13 protein-coding genes are annotated in these 15,157 nt (G+C 56.2%); 5 read left to right on the plus strand and 8 right to left on the minus strand.

Features of this window, described 5'->3' with window-relative positions; all coding sequences use genetic code 11:
- Positions 1-26: 26 nt before the first annotated feature.
- Positions 27-2,786, plus strand: coding sequence for a DNA polymerase I (gene polA, locus AS19_RS13525; RefSeq protein ID WP_046962217.1), 2,760 nt, complete (start codon positions 27-29; stop codon positions 2,784-2,786).
- A gap of 135 nt (positions 2,787-2,921) precedes the next feature.
- Here the strand turns inward: polA and AS19_RS13530 are convergent, their stop codons facing one another.
- Positions 2,922-3,209 (minus strand): hypothetical protein, encoded by a 288-nt coding sequence (locus AS19_RS13530; RefSeq protein ID WP_011589931.1) that lies wholly within the window; start codon positions 3,207-3,209, stop codon positions 2,922-2,924.
- A 393-nt stretch (positions 3,210-3,602) separates the two neighbouring features.
- On the opposite strand from AS19_RS13530, the gene AS19_RS13535 reads away from it, so the two are divergent.
- Entirely contained in the window at positions 3,603-4,358 is a 756-nt protein-coding gene (locus tag AS19_RS13535; protein ID WP_011589932.1) for an outer membrane protein, read from the plus strand.
- 204 nt (positions 4,359-4,562) lie between these two features.
- Here AS19_RS13535 and AS19_RS13540 read toward each other — a convergent pair whose 3' ends face one another.
- The 3 genes from AS19_RS13540 to AS19_RS13550 all read right to left on the minus strand — a co-directional run bounded on the left by AS19_RS13540 (position 4,563) and on the right by AS19_RS13550 (position 7,412).
- The gene (locus AS19_RS13540; RefSeq protein ID WP_011589933.1) at positions 4,563-5,702 is read right to left on the minus strand and encodes an acyl-CoA dehydrogenase family protein; all 1,140 of its coding nucleotides are present in this window, start codon (positions 5,700-5,702) and stop codon (positions 4,563-4,565) included.
- A gap of 324 nt (positions 5,703-6,026) precedes the next feature.
- Positions 6,027-6,476, minus strand: a complete 450-nt coding sequence (locus AS19_RS13545; protein ID WP_011589934.1) for an OsmC family protein — start codon at positions 6,474-6,476, stop codon at positions 6,027-6,029.
- Positions 6,477-6,554: 78 nt separating this feature from the next.
- Positions 6,555-7,412, minus strand: a complete 858-nt coding sequence (locus AS19_RS13550; protein WP_046962218.1) for a triacylglycerol lipase — start codon at positions 7,410-7,412, stop codon at positions 6,555-6,557.
- Between the two features lie 197 nt (positions 7,413-7,609).
- Here AS19_RS13550 and AS19_RS13555 point away from each other — a divergent pair, with 197 nt between their 5' ends.
- Positions 7,610-8,533: a hydroxymethylglutaryl-CoA lyase gene (locus AS19_RS13555; RefSeq protein ID WP_035460134.1), complete on the plus strand. Its 924-nt coding sequence runs from the start codon at positions 7,610-7,612 to the stop codon at positions 8,531-8,533.
- 170 nt (positions 8,534-8,703) lie between these two features.
- Here the strand turns inward: AS19_RS13555 and AS19_RS13560 are convergent, their stop codons facing one another.
- The 4 genes from AS19_RS13560 to AS19_RS13575 all read right to left on the minus strand — a co-directional run bounded on the left by AS19_RS13560 (position 8,704) and on the right by AS19_RS13575 (position 12,669).
- The gene (locus AS19_RS13560; protein ID WP_046962219.1) at positions 8,704-10,167 is read right to left on the minus strand and encodes a sensor domain-containing diguanylate cyclase; all 1,464 of its coding nucleotides are present in this window, start codon (positions 10,165-10,167) and stop codon (positions 8,704-8,706) included.
- A gap of 213 nt (positions 10,168-10,380) precedes the next feature.
- Positions 10,381-10,929, minus strand: a complete 549-nt coding sequence (locus AS19_RS13565; protein WP_035459852.1) for a YggT family protein — start codon at positions 10,927-10,929, stop codon at positions 10,381-10,383.
- Positions 10,930-11,149: 220 nt separating this feature from the next.
- Positions 11,150-11,959, minus strand: a complete 810-nt coding sequence (proC, locus tag AS19_RS13570) for a pyrroline-5-carboxylate reductase (RefSeq protein WP_011589939.1) — start codon at positions 11,957-11,959, stop codon at positions 11,150-11,152.
- Between the two features lie 20 nt (positions 11,960-11,979).
- On the minus strand, positions 11,980-12,669 hold the full coding sequence (locus AS19_RS13575) for a YggS family pyridoxal phosphate-dependent enzyme (RefSeq protein WP_041705640.1): 690 nt from the start codon (positions 12,667-12,669) through the stop codon (positions 11,980-11,982).
- A 135-nt stretch (positions 12,670-12,804) separates the two neighbouring features.
- On the opposite strand from AS19_RS13575, the gene AS19_RS13580 reads away from it, so the two are divergent.
- Together AS19_RS13580 and AS19_RS13585 are read left to right on the plus strand one after the other, a co-directional pair.
- Positions 12,805-13,839, plus strand: a complete 1,035-nt coding sequence (locus AS19_RS13580) for a type IV pilus twitching motility protein PilT (protein WP_011589941.1) — start codon at positions 12,805-12,807, stop codon at positions 13,837-13,839.
- Between the two features lie 60 nt (positions 13,840-13,899).
- Positions 13,900-15,021, plus strand: coding sequence for a PilT/PilU family type 4a pilus ATPase (locus AS19_RS13585; RefSeq protein ID WP_011589942.1), 1,122 nt, complete (start codon positions 13,900-13,902; stop codon positions 15,019-15,021).
- Positions 15,022-15,157: the final 136 nt, after the last annotated feature.

The following is a 15,157-nucleotide window of genomic DNA, read 5'->3' on the forward strand; positions in this document are numbered from 1 at the left end:
CATTCAGTCAGCAGAAGTCGAGCCCCATGTCCGCAGCCGAAAAACCCATCATCCTGGTCGATGGTTCCTCCTACCTGTACCGTGCCTTTCACGCCCTGCCGCCGCTCACCACCTCCAGCGGCCAGCCCACCGGGGCGGTGCGCGGCGTCGCCTCCATGCTGCGCAAACTGATCAAGGACTACGACCCGCAATACATGGCGGTGATCTTCGATGCCAAGGGCAAAACCTTTCGCGACGAACTGTTTGAAGAGTACAAATCCAACCGCCCGCCCATGCCCGATGATCTGCGCGCACAGGTGCAGCCCCTGCACGACCTGATCCGCGCCATGGGCCTGCCGCTGATCATCGAAGACGGCGTGGAAGCCGACGATGTGATCGGCACCTTCGCGCGCATCTTCGGCGCCCAGGGCAAGCCGGTGCTGATCTCCACCGGCGACAAAGACATGGCCCAGCTTGTCACCGAGCACGTGACCCTGATCAACACCATGAACAACGCCCTCTACGACATTGAGGGCGTGAAGCAGAAATTCGGCGTGGGCCCGGAGCTGATCATCGACTTCCTCGCCCTGATGGGCGACAAGGTGGACAACATCCCCGGCGTCCCCGGCGTGGGCGAGAAAACCGCCCTGGGCCTAATACAGGGGCTCGGCTCCCTGGAAAATATCTACGCCAATCTGGACAAGGTCGCCGAGCTCAGCTTCCGTGGCGCCAAGACCATGGCCAAAAAGCTGGAAGAACACAAAGAGATGGCCTTCCTCTCCTACCAGCTGGCCACCATCAAACTGAACTGCGAACTCAGCGAAGACCTCAACGACCTGAAACTCGGCGAACCGGACAACGAATCCCTGGCCCGCTATTTCAAGGAACTGGAGTTCAAGGGCTGGTTGAGCGAAGTACTGTCCGGTGCCGACGCTAGCGTAGTGGCCGCCGCCGAGGAAGCCGGTAGCGACGAAGCTGCCCCCGCCGCCGGCTTCAGCCGCGACGCCTACGACATCGTCTACAGCGAAGCCATGCTGGATAAATGGCTGGATAAACTGAAAGCCGCTGGCGAGTTTGCCTTCGATACCGAAACCACCAGCCTCAACTATATGAACGCCGAACTGGTGGGTTTCGCCGTGGCCGTCAGCGACAAGGCCGCCTATATCCCCTTCGGGCACAACTACCCCGGCGCCCCAGACCAGATCGACAAGCAGTTGGTGATCGACAAGTTCAAGCCGTTGCTCGAAGACGACAGCCTCAAGAAAATCGGCCAGAACCTGAAATACGACATGAGCGTGCTCGCCGAAGACGCCGGCATTACCCTGCGCGGCGTGGCCTTCGACACCATGCTGGAATCCTATGTGCTCGATTCCGTGGCCACCCGCCACGACATGGATTCCCTGTCGCTCAAGTACCTGGGCCGCAAAACCATCAGCTTTACCGACATCGCTGGCAAGGGCGCCAAGCAGCTCACCTTCAACCAGATCGGGCTGCACGAAGCCAGCCCCTACGCCGCCGAAGATGCCGACGTGACCCTGCGCCTGCACCAGACCCTGTGGCCGAAATTGGAAGCCGAAGACCGACTGCCCGAGGTGTTCCGCGACATCGAGCTGCCGCTGGTCACTGTGCTCAGCCGCATCGAACGCAACGGCACCTACGTGGACGCCACCTTACTCAAGCACCAAAGCCAGTTCCTCGCCAAACGCATGGCGGAACTGCAAGAAAAGGCCTTCGACATCGCCGGGCAGGAATTCAATCTCGCCAGCCCCAAACAGCTGGGCGAAATTCTCTACGAAAAGCTGGAAATCCCGGTCATCAAGAAGACCCCCAAAGGCGCGCCGTCCACCGCCGAAGCGGTGCTACAAGAGCTGGCCCATGACTACCCACTGCCCCAGGTGATCATGGATTACCGCGGCGTGGCCAAGCTGAAAAACACCTACACCGACAAACTGCCGGAACTGATCAACCAACGCACCGGCCGCGTGCACACCTCCTACCACCAGGCGGTGACCGCCACCGGGCGCTTGTCTTCCAGTGACCCGAACCTGCAAAACATTCCGGTGCGCAGCGAAGAAGGCCGTAAGATTCGCCAAGCCTTCCTCGCCCCCAAAGGAAAGAAAATAGTCGCCTGCGATTACTCACAAATCGAGTTGCGCATCATGGCGCATCTGAGTGGCGACAAAGGCCTCACGGATGCCTTCGAACAGGGCCTGGATATTCACCGCGCCACCGCCGCCGAAGTGTGGGGAAAAACCCTGGACGAGGTCAGCGACAACGATCGCCGCAACGCCAAGGCCATCAACTTCGGCCTTATCTACGGCATGAGCGCCTTCGGCCTCGCCAAACAACTGGGCCTGCCGCGCAAGGAAGCCCAGGAATACATCGACCTCTATTTCGAGCGTTACCCCGGCGTGAAAAAATACATGGAAGACACCCGCGCGTTAGCGATAGACAAAGGCTACGTGGAAACCGTTTACGGTCGCCGTCTCTACCTGCCGGAAATCCACAGCAAAAACGGCCAACGCCGCCAAGGCGCCGAACGCGCCGCCATCAACGCCCCCATGCAAGGCACCGCCGCCGACATCATCAAGAAAGCCATGATCAAAGTGCACGACTGGCTGGAAACCACCCACTTCGACGCCAAAATGATCATGCAGGTACACGATGAACTGGTGTTTGAAGTGGCGGACGATCAGGTGGATGATCTGGTCAAGGAAGTAAAGGCGCGCATGGAATCAGCGGCGGAGTTGAAAGTGCCGTTGATTGTGGATGCGGGCGCTGGGGAGAACTGGGAAGAGGCGCATTGACGAACGCTGGCACGCGAACATTCAGCGCCCCACCTGATGGCGGGTTAAAACGATAAACAAGCGGGGGCCGGCTTATGTCCAGGCTCCCGCCCATTGATTCTCTTTCAAGACCACAGAAAACGTGGCGAAACCGTTCTATTCCCAGTCACTTTTGCTGTCTTGATCCTTGGCCAGTGAATCCACACCGCGATCCCTAAGAGCGTCGGCGCCGCAGTATTCATAAACCGCATTCTCGCCAGCGCCCCACCCCCAGCAAGTCGCTGCGATTGGGAAACAGCGCTGCCGCATATTATTGAGGGTATCGCCTGGATACTGCTCTCTTTTACTTTCCACGCATGCCTCTACATCTTCGGCAGGCTGTGCATACGACTGCGGCACCATCACGGCAATGAAAAAAAACACAGATAACACTTTTTTGATCATGGAAACTCCATTTGTCAGCCACCCCAAACGGGGCAATATTGATCAATGCTCTTACTGCGACATACTGCTCAGCGAAGACGACACATTGATCGCAATGGTGTGAGCTGGTGCTCAAGGCAGCTTGCCACCGCCCTTTTGATTTCCTCATGGATGGAACGCTTTCAGAACATCCCTACTCATCTTCCCTGATATTCACCGGGAGGCCATCACCCATTTAGGGTAACGGGTTATGCGCAGCAAGGCCGGAAGCACTGGGGTATGCATGGGCTAAATTGAGCGCAAAGTAAATCCATTCACCCAAATGGGTGATAACAGCTGTGCGCAATAGTGTTACCTTCCTTTCGCGGCGCTCACTCGCGCCCAATACCTCCGTTTTTATCACTTGGTACCAAAATGAAAATGAAATCCACGATTGTTGCTTCTTCTTTGTTAGCTGCGGCCCTGCCTGCACTCTCTTTTGCTGACAACGCTTTTACTGGGGTTCAAGCCGGCCTAAACCTAGGCTATGAAGATTCCTCCATGGACTGGGAAACCGACAGCATTATCACCCCAGCTACCCCAGGTAATTCCCTCGCCGTTGGCGCAAATGATTCCGAATCGTTAGACGATTCAGCCTTCGCCTATGGCGTGTTTACCAGCTACAACATGGCTCTCAATGACCGCTGGATTGTAGGTGCTGAACTTGCCTATCAAGGCAGCAATACCAGTGATTCCGTAAAGAGCATTCCCGGCGACCCGTTAGCGGGCAATCAGACCGAAGCTGAAGTAGAAATAAACCAGACCTTCCTGCTGGGAATCAAAGGTGGTTATTTACTCAATGCCTCCACCCTCGCTTATAGCACCCTGAGCGCCACACTCACTGAGGTAGAAGTGAACTCTGACTGCCCCTCCGATGGCACTGTTTGTAACCCTGGCTCCCCGGCCCGCTCTGACAGCGACGATGACAATATCACTGGCTGGGCACTGGCTCTCGGTTTGGAAAAGTCGCTATCTGAGAACCTGTCTGTGCGCGCTGAGTACCGCTACGCCGATCTTGGCACCGCCAACGTGACTGCGGTGAAAAAAGAAAATGGTGAAGCCTTCGGCATTGATGCTGATATCGATGTGACCAGCCAAGCTTTGCTATTGGCTGCCGTCTACAAGTTCTAAGTGTTCTATGGCGCAGGTGTGCCTGCGCCAACTTTACCCTTTGAATAAACCCGCTCTATACCCCCCCCTAAGCATTTCTATGTAAGCCCTATACTACAAAGCTACCGCCGGTTAGGCCCTTTAGAGGGGCTCCTACATAAGATATAAGACACCATAAAAAACGCGGCCGAAGCCGCGTTTTTTATAAAGCATGAAGAGAAACAATTACCGCCCGATGATATCCCGGGAGATGATTTCTTTCATGATTTCACTGGTGCCGCCATAGATACGCTGGATACGGGCGTCTACGTAGTCGCGGGAAATCGGGTATTCCTGCATGTAGCCGTAGCCACCGAACAGTTGCAGACATTTGTCGGCTACCACACCTTGCAGCTCGGTGGCGGTGAGCTTGGCAATGGAAGCATTGGTGGCGGTGAGTTCGCTGCGATCATACTGCTCGATACACTGCTCGCAGTAGGCACGGTTAATCACCACCTGGGCGTGTAAGTCCGCCAGCACGAAACGGGTATTCTGCAGGCTGGAAATAGGCTTGCCGAACGCCATGCGCTCTTTGGTGTATTCGATGGTACGCTCGATCATGCCTTCACAAGCAGCGACAGCGCCCAGCGCCAAAATCAGACGCTCGCGGGGTAGCTCGTTCATCAGGTTGGCGAAGCCTTTGCCTTCACCACCCAGTATCTGCTCGGCGCCAACTTTTACGTTTTCGAAAAACAGCTCAGAGGTGTCCGCCGCGTGGAGGCCCATTTTCTCCAGGTTACGGCCACGGGCAAAGCCGTCCAGCGTGCAATCCACGGTGAACAACGTCATGCCTTTGGAGCCAGCGTTGGGGTCGGTCTTGGTGGCCAGCACGATCACGTCGCAATGCTGACCATTGGTGATAAAGGTTTTTTGGCCATTGATGCTATAGCCATCACCATCCTTGTCGGCACGGGCTTTCAAGCCTTGCAGGTCGGAACCAGCGCCGGGCTCGGTCATGCCGATGGCCCCCACGGCTTCACCAGTAACCATTTTCGGCAACCAGGTTTTTTTCTGCTCTTCATTGCCTAGGTGCAGAATGTAGGGAGCGACGATGTCGGAATGCACAGAAATGTTGGAGGCCAGGGAACTGAACCCAGCGCGAGAGGCTTCCTCTACGATCACCGCTGACAGGCGGAAGTTGGCGCCAAAGCCGCCGTATTCCTCTGGTACGTCCACACACAACAAGCCGTTTTCGCCCATTTTATTCCACAGTTCGCGTGGGAATATCTCAGCTTTTTCCCACTGGTTGTAATGGGGGGCCACTTCGTTTTCGAGGAATTTTTTTACATTATCGCGAAACAGTTCGATTTCGTTCTTATCAAGCATGTTGGCTAGTCCTTGGAAACCTGTTTTGGGGTCTATTCACAACCGCACCGGCATCAATTTTTAGTTAGCCCACGGGGGGGCGATTGTGCGGTGTGGTTATTCTACATGATCAGGCGTGATCGCGAGCTGAAGGAAAAAAGAACGGGGAAAACGGCGAAAAACGCCTTTCTGGCGGGCTCGCACTCTATAGCCCATGCGGCCAGCACAGCGCCCACCTGAGCCAGAAAGCCCCAAAGGCAGGTTTGGCTGCTGGCATTGGCACTTCAAATCGTGCTCAGGAGGGCGCTTCTACAGAGCCTTTCAGGCTTTGCTTAATTGGGCAGGCTAAACCGGTTCTATGCGTACATCCGCACGCAATGAGTTAGCCACAAAGCAGTTACGATGGGCGCTCTCGTGGAGCTTTTCCAAGGCGGGGCCATCAGGCTCTTGGCCATCGAAAACCACCCGAGGCCGCAGCACGATTCGGGTGATCGCCATGCGGCCTTCCTCATTCTTGTCCACCGTTCCCAACGGCTGATCGATATAACTGAGCACGGTGAGGCCACGCTTGGCGGCAATGGACAGAAAGGTAAGCATGTGACAGCTGGCGGTGGCAGCAATGACCGCTTCATCTGGATTGACCCGATTGGCACAGCCGTAGAATTCCGGAGACCCGGAAGCGGATACCACTTCACCACCAGCGAAGGTCCATTCGTGATCCCGGTTGAAGTGTTCATAATCAAAGCTGGTACCACGCTGCAGATGCCAAGCCACCGTTGCGCCATATTCACTCATGATCAAACTCCCTCTCTCATTTTTATATTCACCATGATCCGCGAAGAGAGGAAAGGCAACCATGTTGCAGATCAATATTTACTCCGCAGCCTTGGGCGGGGCCAAAAGACAACGCTCCACTTGATCCATAACCCGGCTACTGTAGAGCAGCGAACAGTGCCCCAGATAAGGAACATGGATATTGTCTTCCGCACCGTGCAATACCGCCGCGGACACCGGCAGCACAAAATTATCCATGTTGGAGAAGATGGAGAAGTACCGCGCGCCCCCTGGGCAGGTTGCCTCGGTGGCCAGCTCTCGGATAAAAGGGCTCTGGTAGCGCAGTTGGGCGGCAGCCCCCAATGGCGGAAACAGGCCGGCAACTCGCGTTCCATAATGCGGGCTACCCAAGGTAATCACCCGGTCTACCTTGCCAGCCAGCCCTAAATTCTTGAGCGCATAGCGGGTTAACGGACCGCCCATGGAGTGGCAAACCAAGTGGGCTTTTTCCGCGCCTGTGGTCGCCAGGATACGCTCTACATGATCAACCACCTGCTGAGATAGTTTGCGGGCATTGATATGCGGCGGGGTATAACTCACCGAATACACATTGGACCAGCCGCGCCATTTGAGGCGCCACTGCATAAATAAAAAGTTGGCACTGTTGCCGCCGTAACCGTGGACCAGAATCACCGGGGGCTCGCCGTGATGGCGGCTACGTACCGGTGAAGAATCGTGGATCAGGCGCAACGGATAACTAAGCACTAGCACTGTCAGGGCGGCGGCCTCCTTGGCCATGCCAAGTAGCGTCGGCAACAGCCGTAAAGGGGGTTCACCGGGCAGCTCAGATTGCTCGGGAAAGCTGCGTCGGTCGTAGTACCAGCACAGATAAAACGCCAGCGTCAGGGTAACCGTGCTCATAACTAGCAGCGCCAGCAGAAAAATGATCAGATCCATCTCTTCATTGCTCCGTTGTTATTGTGCCAACGCTAGGGCAGCGTGACCGAAGATACCATGTCGCTAGTATGACTGTCGGACAACGCGCGTGGAAAAGACACGCTCGACTGGCCGTTTGTTCTACTCGCTCCCTGAGGTGCACATCCGCAACGCTGATGGCACACTTGCAGCCCCCTTTCGGCGCGACGGTATTTACCATGACAGACCAGGCAATCATCAACGAGGTGGGGCTGCGCGACGGCCTACAAAATCAACCTGTAACCGTAGACACCGCCACCAAGGCAAAACTGGCCCAGTTACTGGTCGATGCGGGCATGCGCTATTTGGAACCGGTGAGCTTTGTCAGCCCCAAGGCAATCCCACAGATGGCCGACGCCGCTGCGTTAACTCCGCTGCTGCCACAAGGTAACGATCTACATTACACCGCCCTGATACCCAACTTAAAAGGTTATCAGCTGGCCCGCGATGCGGGTTACCCCACCGTGGGGCTCGTGCTATCCACTACCGACTCCTTCAACGAACGCAACCTACGCATGAGCCTAGAGCAGGCAGCGCAAAGCTGTGAAGCGATTATTGCCGCCGCCAAAGCCGACGGCATCGCCACCCGGACCTATATTTCCGGCGCCTTTGCCTGCCCCTACGACGGCCCAGTGCCAGTAACCCTGCCCCAGAAACTCAGCGAGCGCATGTTTGCTGCCGGTTCCGACGAGGTGGCCATTGCCGATACCATTGGTGCGGGCAACCCACAACAGATGAAAGACATCATGGCGCCTTTGATTCAAGAGTTCGGCGCCGAAAAATTCTATGTCCACCTGCACGACACTCGCGGGCTAGCCGCCGCCATGGCTTGGGCGGCCGCAGACCTAGGGGTAAGGCGGTTTGACGCTTCCATCGGCGGGCTGGGCGGCTGCCCATTTGCACCCGGCGCTACCGGTAACATGGCCACGGAAGATCTGGTGTACTTGCTGGAAAGCGCCGGGCTGAAAACCGGCATTGATGTGCAGGGCTTGCGCGAAGCGGTGGCTCTGGCAGCCGAAGCAACCCAACGACCATTAGGCGGGCGCATTCTGGGATGGATCGAATCTCAGGAGAAGCAGGGCAAAACAGCCTGCATAGGATAACAACAAGCGACAACGCGATTAACGCTTGTTTCGCGTTGATCCAATGACGCCGCACTCATACTCTGAGCGCAGCGTCATTCATAGAAACCCATTCACCTCTTCCGCAAGAGAAGCACCATGACGTTGCGATGTCCGCACCGCCACCGACAATAAAAGACGGGCTTCAAACATTAGAGCTGCGCGGTATGAACGCGGTTGCGGCCGGCCCCCTTCGCTACATAAAGCGCTCGATCCGCCGCGCTTAGTAGCGATTCGGGGCTCTTCGTTTCATCAGCTTCATCACCGAACCTGAGCGTGGCCACACCCACACTCAGGCTCACCGGCCTGCTGAGCGAAGAAATCTCCGCCACGGCACGGCGACAACGTTCTGCCACCCTTTCAGCATCTTGCGAATTAGCGGTGGGCAGCAAGGCAACAAACTCTTCGCCACCGTAACGCGCCAACACATCGGTATCACGAATAACCGGACGCAGAGCCTCGGCCACTGCCTGCAGGGCCGCATCCCCTTCTACGTGCCCGTAGCTATCGTTGTACTGCTTGAAATGATCCACATCCATGAAAATTACCGACATAGGCTCGCCACGGCGCTCACAGCGACTGAACTCTTGGCGCAAACCTTCCATCAACACCAATCGGTTATAGAGCCCGGTGAGCGGGTCAGTACGAGCCATGCTCGCCAGCTCTTGGTTGAGCTGCTCCAGCTCGCCCTGTTTTTCGCGTAGGGTCAATTCCGCCGTTACTTGAGCGGTGATATCTTCGATTTGGGATAAAAAATAACGGGGCGAACCATCCCCATTACGGACAAGAGAGACGGCCAACAACACCCAGACAATATGGCCATTCTTATGGATATAGCGTTTCTTCATCCAGTAACTGCTACGTTTGCCTGTCAGCATCTCTTCCACATGATGCAAGTCGGTTTCCAGGTCATCCGGGTGCGTTATGGTCTGGAAGTCACTGGCCAGCAGCGCCTCTTCGTCATAACCCAGAATGCTGCACAGCGCTTGATTCACCCGCATCCAGCCGCCTTGCGGCGACACAATCGCCATGCCGATGGCTGCGTGGCGAAAAGCCCCTTCGAACAGGGCCATGTTCTCTTCCATTTTACTAACGGCCGCTTGCTGTTGTTGACTCAGCCGGTCCTGCTCTAGGGTCTGGCTGAGAGACTTCCCCATCAATTCCAGAAACTCCATTTCCTCGATGCTGAAAGCTTCACGACGCGGTGACGGATCACTGAAATTAAGGGTGCCGAAAATCTCACCCTGCACATACAACGGCACAGCCATATAGGATTCTAACTGCATCCCCACATACACTGGGTGCGAACGCATCTCTTCCAGTTCACCCACATGGTGCAACGCTACCGAGCCTTGCTTGCTCATTACGGTGGAGCAGTAAGTATCACCCAGAGGGAAATGATCACCGGGGCTGATACCACCATCGCCCGGTTGCACCGCTAGCACTTCGTAGTCACCGTCTTTAATGCAACTAACAATGCCAATAGAAAGCTCCAGCAGGCTGCGCCCCACCTCTAGGTAGGCCGCATAAAGTGCATTAAAGTCCCCGCTAGGCAGCAATGAGAGCTGGTGTAATTCTCTCAGGCCGGTAAGGCTGAAATCACCCCGATCTTGCATATTTTTCCCCGTGCTTGGCGCCCGTCCTATCACGACACCGTTTTTACTCTTACGTTGTAACCAAAGGTTCAGAACAAGTAAAAACCCTTGCACTTATTTGCACTACTTTCGGCAGCGATTTTACCTGCCACTTAAACGAAAAAAGGCGCCGTTCGGCGCCTTTTTCGTTCCTAGCTTTATTCAAAGGCCCCTTATCCAATGGCCTCTTGCCGGTTAGTGCAGCTTGAACAAAATCTGCAACAGCTGAACGCCCAGCAGCACAATCAGTGGGCTCAGATCAAATCCACCCATCGGGGGCAACATCTTGCGAACCGGCGCCATTATCGGTTCGGTGACCTGAACAATCACCCGCACCATAGGATTGTAAGGGTCTGGCGCCACCCAACTGAGAATAACCCGGATCAGCACCGCCCAGAACACATAGTTCAGGATCAAGCTGACCAGTTCCTGCAGGGTGTAAATCACCAACTGCCCACCGATCCCCGACGGAAAACCGCCCACTTGGATGCTCAGAATCAGCACCGCCTTGAGCATGATGAGCACGATAACCAATACCAACGAGGCCACATCCAGCCCACCGTAACCGGGAATGATCCGGCGCAGAGGCTTGAGCAACGGGTTAGTGGCCTTGAGCACAAATTGGGAAATCGGGTTATAAAAATCCGCCCGCGCCAGCTGCAGCACGAAACGAGTCAGTACAATGAAAATGTAAGCGCTGAACACAAAATCCAGCAGAAAAACCAGGGCACCCTGCGGGTTCATGAATCACTCCGTTGCGATGTCTCGACCGGCCTTGGCCGGAAACTGGGATAGAGTTTGGGGCAAAAGAAGGGAAAATCAAGCGACAAGCTTCTAGCTGCAACACAGCGAAAGCCCTCTTTTAAAGTAGACCGTACCCGTGCTCAAGCCTAATTGCGTGGGCACCGCATCTCAAAACCTTCTAATCATCCCCGCATCTTACTGCTTGCCACGTGTTGCTGCTTTATCCTGCCAGCTCTTCCGACCGCTCACGCGCGGCAGCAACGGCGGCTTGCACCTGTTCGCGAAAACCGGCTTCCTCAAACACACCCAATGCTGCGGCGGTAGTGCCACCGGGGCTGGTGACTTGCTGGCGCAGCACATCCGGGCCCACTTCACTGGTAATCGCCAGTTGGGCTGCGCCCCAGGCCGTTTGCAGCACCATCTGCCGAGCAGTGCCCGCATCCAGCCCCTGGGCCTTGGCCGCTTCGATCAGCGATTCCATCAGCAGGAAAAAGTACGCCGGACCGGAGCCAGAAACGGCGGTGACCGCATCCAGTTCTTTTTCTTCGTCAAACCAGAACGCGATACCCACGGAACCAAGAATTTCCTTGGCCATGGCTTTTTGCTCATCGCTCACATCATCGGCGGCATACAGGCCAGTGGCGCCGGCCTGTACCAGCGACGGCGTATTGGGCATGCAGCGCACAATCGGAGTACTACCCAGCCAGCGACGCAGGTTGCCCACGGTCACACCGGCGGCAATGGAGATCACCAGGGGCTGACGCTCCGCGATCAGGTCACGCAGGTCGGTACACACCTGCTCCATCATCTGTGGCTTCACCGCCAGCACCAGCACGTCGACCCGCCCCGCCACATCACGGTTTTCGGTACTCACATGCACCCGTTGCAGCTGGGCGACTTCGTCCAACCGGTCTTTAGAGGGGTCGCTCATCCAGATACGGGCCGGGCGAATTCCTTTCGCCACCATGCCACCGGCCAGGCTGGTTGCCATGTTGCCGGCGCCGATAAATCCGATTAGTTGTTGTGCCATAACTGCGCAGTCCTTTGTTATCAAGCCTTGGGCGGGCGCGGGCCGAACAGGGCGGTGCCCAGCCGGATCACGGTAGCACCTTCTTCAATAGCCACCGGATAGTCCGCGCTCATGCCCATGGAGAGCGTATCGAGGGCGGGCATTGTATTGCGCAATTGTGACAGTGTCATGGCGAGCTGTCGGAAGGCAGCGCGGTTGCCATCGTCGTTGTCCGCCCGGGGAATGGCCATAAGCCCCCGCAACCGGATATTGGGCAGCGCGTCCACGGCGGCAGCCAACTCGGCCACGCCCGCCAGCGCCACCCCACTCTTGCTCGCTTCATCGTCCACATTAACCTGAATACACAGATTCAACGGCGCGGATTCTGGCGGCCGCTGTTCGCTGAGGCGGCGCGCCACCTTGAGCCGGTCCACCGAGTGCACCCAATCAAAATGAGCCGCGATATCCCGCGTCTTGTTGGATTGAATTGGACCAATGAAATGCCATACCAAGCCCCGCCCCCGCAGCGCAGCAATCTTGGCCAGTGCCTCCTGCAGGTAGTTCTCACCGAAATGCCTCTGCCCTTGGTCTGCCAGTTTGGCCAGTTCGTCTGCTGTGCGGGTCTTACTGACCGCCAGAAGCTGCACACTATGGGGGTCACGGCCGACACGCTCACAGTGTGACTTTATTTGCTCATTAATGTGCAGCAGTGGTGATTTGACGTCAGTCATCATTGAACGGCTCAAGAGGTCGGGTTACTTTAAGCATGCGACGATTTTCTGAGGAACCCGGCGAAGGCTCCACAACATAATAACAAAGGGCCACCCACGGGGGCTCTTTCCAAGCCATAACAGCAAGTATAAATCATGGATATTACCGAGCTGCTCGCTTTCAGCGCCAAAAACGGCGCCTCTGACCTTCACTTGTCCGCGGGCCTGCCCCCGATGATCCGGGTGGATGGCGACGTGCGCCGCATCAACCTGCCCGCCATGGAGCACAAGGAAGTTCATTCATTGATCTATGACATCATGAATGACAAGCAGCGCAAAGATTTCGAGGAATTCTTCGAGACGGACTTCTCCTTCGAGGTGCCCGGCGTAGCCCGCTTCCGGGTAAACGCCTTTAACCACAACCGTGGTGCCGGGGCGGTATTTCGAACCATTCCATCGAAAGTGCTGACCATGGAAGACTTGGGGATGGGCAAGGTCTTCCAGAATATCTCCGAAATGCCCCGGGGTATCGTGCTAGTCACGGGGCCCACCGGCTCGGGTAAATCTACCACCCTGGCAGCCATGGTCGATTACATCAACGATTCCCGTTACGAGCACATCCTCACCATTGAGGATCCTATCGAATTCGTACACGAATCCAAGAAATGTCTAGTCAACCAGCGCGAAGTTCACCGCGACACCCTCGGTTTCTCTGAAGCCCTGCGCTCGGCACTGCGGGAAGATCCAGACATTATTTTGGTGGGTGAACTGCGGGATCTGGAAACCATCCGCCTGGCGCTAACGGCCGCAGAAACCGGCCACCTGGTGTTCGGCACGCTGCACACCACCTCCGCGGCTAAAACCATTGACCGAGTAATCGACGTGTTCCCCGCCGAAGAAAAATCCATGATCCGCTCAATGCTGTCGGAATCACTGCAGGCGGTGGTGTCACAAACGCTGATGAAGAAAAACGGCGGCGGCCGTGTGGCGGCCCACGAAATCATGATGGGCACCCCAGCGATACGGAACCTGATTCGTGAAGATAAGGTGGCCCAGATGTATTCCGCCATCCAGACCGGCGGTGCATTAGGCATGCAGACGCTGGACCAGTGCCTGCAAGGGCTGGTGCAGAAAGGCCTGGTGGCCCGTGATGTGGCTCGTGAGAAAGCCAAGAACCCAGATTCTCTGTAAATAGCCCCGCAACGGCCCAGCCAAGGCGCCGACAGAATCAGTACAGACAGGCCTTAACGCATGGAATTCGAAGAGCTTCTCAAGTTGATGGTACAGAAAGGTGGGTCAGATCTGTTTATCACCGCTGGCGTACCCCCGAGTATGAAAATCAACGGCAAGATCCTGCCGGTGACCAAAAGTGCGCTGACCCCGGATATAACACGGGACATCGTGTTTGGCGTCATGACCGAGCAGCAGCGCAAGGAGTTCGTGGCCAACCATGAGTGTAACTTTGCCATCTCCGCCCGTGGCGTGGGCCGTTTCCGGGTCTCTGCGTTCTATCAGCGCAACCTGGTGGGCATGGTACTGCGCCGCATCGAAACCAAAATCCCTAACGTGGACGACCTGCGCTTGCCGCCAGTGATAAAGGAACTGGCTATGACCAAGCGTGGCTTAGTGATTTTCGTGGGCGCTACCGGTACCGGTAAATCCACCTCACTGGCGTCCATGATTGGCCATCGCAACAAGAACTCCAAGGGTCACATCATCACCATTGAAGACCCCATCGAATTTATCCACCAGCACCAGGGCTGTATCGTCACCCAGCGTGAGGTGGGCATTGATACCGAATCCTTCGACGTGGCCCTGAAGAACACCCTGCGCCAGGCACCGGATGTGATTCTGATTGGGGAGATCCGCACCCCTGACACCATGGACAAGGCCATTGCTTTCGCCGAAACCGGGCACCTGTGTCTAGCTACCTTACACGCCAACAACGCCAACCAGGCGCTGGACCGGATCATTCACTTCTTCCCGGCGGATCGTCATGGCCAGCTGTGGATGGATCTATCCCTGAACCTGAAAGGCATCGTCGCCCAGCAACTGATCCCCACCCCAGATGGTAAAGGCCGACGCGCGGCCATCGAAGTGCTTCTAGGCACACCGCTGGTACAAGACCATATCCGCAAGGGCGAAGTGCATCAGATCAAGCAGCTGATGAGCAAATCCCGGGAGCAGGGTATGCAGACTTTCGATCAAGCCCTTTACGACCTGTACTCCGCCGGTGAAATCACCTACGAAGACGCCATGCTCCACGCCGACTCGCCCAACGACTTACGCCTGATGATTAAGCTCGGCAACGAAACCGACGCCTCCAGTTTAGACGTGGCCACGCGGGGTCTAAGCATCGAGGATACGGAGTAACAGACCTTGCAGACCACGCGACTTCACTTGTATCTGCAAACAAAAAGGCCGCGCCCAAAGTATGGGCGCGGCCTTTTTCATTCTGGCTTCTAGAATGATGACTTACTTCAAAAATCATGCAATTCGGACCGAATAG

This window comes from Alcanivorax sp. NBRC 101098, assembly GCF_001010505.1.
GTDB lineage: Bacteria > Pseudomonadota > Gammaproteobacteria > Pseudomonadales > Alcanivoracaceae > Alcanivorax > Alcanivorax borkumensis.

Coding starts and splice junctions, on each gene's coding strand:
- polA (WP_046962217.1), top strand. CDS start 27: ATGTCCGCAGCCGAAAAACCCATCATCCTGGTCGATGGTTCCTCCTAC.
- AS19_RS13530 (WP_011589931.1), bottom strand. CDS start 3,209: ATGATCAAAAAAGTGTTATCTGTGTTTTTTTTCATTGCCGTGATGGTG.
- AS19_RS13535 (WP_011589932.1), top strand. CDS start 3,603: ATGAAAATGAAATCCACGATTGTTGCTTCTTCTTTGTTAGCTGCGGCC.
- AS19_RS13540 (WP_011589933.1), bottom strand. CDS start 5,702: ATGCTTGATAAGAACGAAATCGAACTGTTTCGCGATAATGTAAAAAAA.
- AS19_RS13545 (WP_011589934.1), bottom strand. CDS start 6,476: ATGAGTGAATATGGCGCAACGGTGGCTTGGCATCTGCAGCGTGGTACC.
- AS19_RS13550 (WP_046962218.1), bottom strand. CDS start 7,412: ATGGATCTGATCATTTTTCTGCTGGCGCTGCTAGTTATGAGCACGGTT.
- AS19_RS13555 (WP_035460134.1), top strand. CDS start 7,610: ATGACAGACCAGGCAATCATCAACGAGGTGGGGCTGCGCGACGGCCTA.
- AS19_RS13560 (WP_046962219.1), bottom strand. CDS start 10,167: ATGCAAGATCGGGGTGATTTCAGCCTTACCGGCCTGAGAGAATTACAC.
- AS19_RS13565 (WP_035459852.1), bottom strand. CDS start 10,929: ATGAACCCGCAGGGTGCCCTGGTTTTTCTGCTGGATTTTGTGTTCAGC.
- proC (WP_011589939.1), bottom strand. CDS start 11,959: ATGGCACAACAACTAATCGGATTTATCGGCGCCGGCAACATGGCAACC.
- AS19_RS13575 (WP_041705640.1), bottom strand. CDS start 12,669: ATGACTGACGTCAAATCACCACTGCTGCACATTAATGAGCAAATAAAG.
- AS19_RS13580 (WP_011589941.1), top strand. CDS start 12,805: ATGGATATTACCGAGCTGCTCGCTTTCAGCGCCAAAAACGGCGCCTCT.
- AS19_RS13585 (WP_011589942.1), top strand. CDS start 13,900: ATGGAATTCGAAGAGCTTCTCAAGTTGATGGTACAGAAAGGTGGGTCA.